Source organism: Listeria floridensis FSL S10-1187, from assembly GCF_000525875.1.
Lineage (GTDB): Bacteria > Bacillota > Bacilli > Lactobacillales > Listeriaceae > Listeria > Listeria floridensis.
In genome coordinates this window covers 1-3,158 of record NZ_AODF01000047.1, presented here as the reverse complement: position 1 = coordinate 3,158, position 3,158 = coordinate 1, and the positions used below count along the sequence as shown (strand labels likewise).

Here is a 3,158-nt window from a genome sequence, read left to right as displayed (position 1 = left end):
GGAAGCTCTTTCAAAAAATCCAAGTTGGTAAGCCCTGTATTTTCATAGATATCTAGGCTCTCTAAATTCGGTAGTTTTTTTCAAATCTTCGATAAAAACACCGCCAGTAATGGTGAGTCCTGCTAATCCAGAAAGCACCTCAATTCCTCGCGTTTGCGTATGAACTAAACTTAACCAGGTAATCTTTTGTAACCGTTCGAGCGACACGAGATCTCCTGTATACATGCCCAAATCATCCGCTACTTTTAATGCGAGGCTACTATTCGTTGGAAACCATTCATCAAAGGTTTTGACCTCGCTTGCTTGTGTGTTGACTTTAGGAGTTGCTTTCGTTTCTTTCTTCTCAGTCGCCACTTCTTGAGAAGTAGTCTGACTCGTAGTAGCTTGTGCTCCTTCGGTCGACGCCGCTACGGCATAAGGGCTACCCAAACTCACTAATAGCACTGCTGTCGGGACAACCGCCCAACTCTTTTTCATGTTCATTTCATTTCTCCCTCCCATTCCCTATTTTACTCGCATGGATTCACTTTCTTTAAGTCTATTCTCAGCCTTAGCTTTCTTATGAAAAAGAATTCTCTTTGTGGCTCTCTTTACTTTAAAATTTTTCGTAGACCATAGCCTAAAAGCGTAAGACCTAAGATGCCTGCAAAGACACGAATCGGCGTGCCCCCTGTCTGCGGTAACGTGTCCAAGTTGTTGGATGGACTGGACATCCCTTCTTTCTCTTTACCTCCAGAATGCAATTGACTTCCCTTGTCTGTAGACACCCACGCCTCTTTCCCTCTTTCAGGATCTATCGGAGAAGTTTGAGGAATTGGCGTGGGTTCCGGTTGTGGCACGGGCTGCGGATCTGGAACCGGTTGGGGTTTCGGGTCTGGGTCTGGAAAGGGATCTACAATGATCGTATCGGCTTTCCACTGCGCATATAATGTCGTATCCATCAGCGTTGTCCAGTTCGTTTCAGGCAAAATCTCCGTCCCCGTTCCATCTGCCTTCGTATTCCATCCGGTAAAGGTATAACCTTCCCGTGTAGGCGTAACGGCAGAAACGACTGCGAGTTCTTCGACCGTAAAGACTTGATCAGCTGGAAGTCCTTCTACAGCCTCTGAGGTATTCGCATCATAGGTGAGCCTATACGACACCATCTGCCAAGTCGCTTTGAGCTTGAGGGGTGCATTCGGCATCACTTGCTTTTGGAAGTCCCAGTTCGAAGTCTCTTCCTCCCCTACCTGACTCCATCCCGTAAAGATATAGCCGGGTTTTATAGGTTGTTCAGGTTCTGGAATCAGCTTTCCTGGAAATACAAGAAGTTCCTTTTTAGAATGGGAAGTCCCTCCATCTAAATCCAACTGAACCACTTGATCTTCCGCGAATTGGATAGGAATGACTACGCTTCCGTTAAACTTCCCAACACGCAGACCATATCCCACGTAATCCCCATAGTTAGAGCTTGCATCATTATATACGACCTGTTTGGCGTATTTTTCAAGGTTTTGAATCTGAAGTTTCGTCTTCGTTTCATTCAATCCCCCGACATCGATCTGTGCTGTACTTCCTCCTAATTGAATATCAAAGGGGGTTCCGTCAGGCTGAATCAATAAATTGTTCACTGTAAACGCATCATCTCCTCGCACATAACGTGCAGGTAAAACTACACGCTGATTTTGTAGGCGAAGGTCCGTCCGCTTCTCGTAGTCTTGAATCACCGATAAATCTAAAATTTGATTTTGTTGCAAATTAACGGTTGCGTTTAGCGGGAGATCATTGACAAAACTAGCATCTGTAATATTGTTTCTACTTAAAGAAATACTTTTTAAATTCGCTAACGCTTTAAAAGAAGGCGGGGTGGAAATATTATTATCACTAAGTCCCAGGGTTTCCAATGTTTCAATGGCAAAGAGAGGGGAAAAATCCGTCTCACTATCTAAACCCATACTTAGTAAACTTAAAAAAGTTAATTTTAAATCTTTTAACGGAGAAAAATCACGAATGGATGTTTGACTAAGCCTTAACTCTTCTAACTTCGTCAGCTTCTCAATCCCTGTTAAATCTGTAATTTGAGTCCCCCCAATATCTAAATACCTAATCCCGGTTTTATCTTCCAATAAGGATAAGTCTTTTAATGGCAGCCCCCCTAATTCAACATCATACAGATTGTTGAGTGTCCCCAGAGGCGAAAGATCTTGAATACCTGAATTGCCACTTAAATACAAGATCCCTAGATTGGGCAGGTTACGTATCCCTTCAATGTCCGTAATTCCAGCAGAATGCGCTTCTAATCGCCACAGTTTTTTTAAATTCTTGGCAAAATCTAAATGAGGAATGTCACACAAATTAAAATTGAGTGCCGTTAGATTTGTTAGCTCCGCAAGTGGAGAATAATCAACGGCCCCGCCAAGAATCGTAAAGGAAGTGAGTCCCTTTAACACCTCAATTCCTTCTAGCGAGTATTGACCATTCATATCGGTCACATCCATGTATAGCCCCTTTAAGCTATATAATTTCTCTTGTGAGATTTTTTGAGAAAAACCAATATTGAGTTCCTCCGCAACGCGAGTAGCCAAACGTTGATTTTTAGGAATCCACTCATCAATGGTTTTATACACCACCTCATCTGCTTGGGGTTGAATGGCCTGATTTTCTCGATTCGTTTGTCCCACAGTCGGCGTAAATGTTTGGCTTGATGACTTCTCACCGTCAGTCTCAGCCTCTACCGCGAACGGTGTACCTAAACTCAGCAACCATACCGTTGTCGGGACAATGGCCCAGCTCTTTTTCATGTTCATCTCGTTTCTCCCTTCCCTCTTTGAATCGCATGGAATCGCTCTCTTTAAGTCTATCATCCTGCACCCTTTCTAGTTGTGACCGCTTTGTGAATTCTCTCTTCTGATTTGGTCTTTTTTATAGCCTTTGGGTGTTTTGTCGATGAAAGCAACGCGTAAAATGCGTGTTTCCTTTCTTTTTGTCGTTTACACGGGATGAAAAAAGAACCCTTTCTCACCGAAAAGGTTCCTTTTTCTATCTAGTTTACTGACTTTGCAGTTGGACAGAGAGACGATTGATAATTTGAAACTGGCTATTAACCGCGACCAGCTCCACCTCATCAGTCAACGATTGAATGAAGTTTCCGGCATTCGGAAGCGTAAAGCCATCCACGC

2 protein-coding genes are annotated in these 3,158 nt (G+C 43.4%); both read right to left on the bottom strand.

Going from position 1 to position 3,158, the window contains the following annotated elements; all coding sequences use genetic code 11:
• Positions 1-42: 42 nt before the first annotated feature.
• Positions 43-483, bottom strand: a complete 441-nt coding sequence (locus MFLO_RS13485; RefSeq protein ID WP_036098545.1) for a hypothetical protein — start codon at positions 481-483, stop codon at positions 43-45.
• 107 nt (positions 484-590) lie between these two features.
• The gene (locus MFLO_RS13480; protein WP_162148165.1) at positions 591-2,786 is read right to left on the bottom strand and encodes an InlB B-repeat-containing protein; all 2,196 of its coding nucleotides are present in this window, start codon (positions 2,784-2,786) and stop codon (positions 591-593) included.
• Between the last annotated feature and the right edge of the window lie 372 nt (positions 2,787-3,158).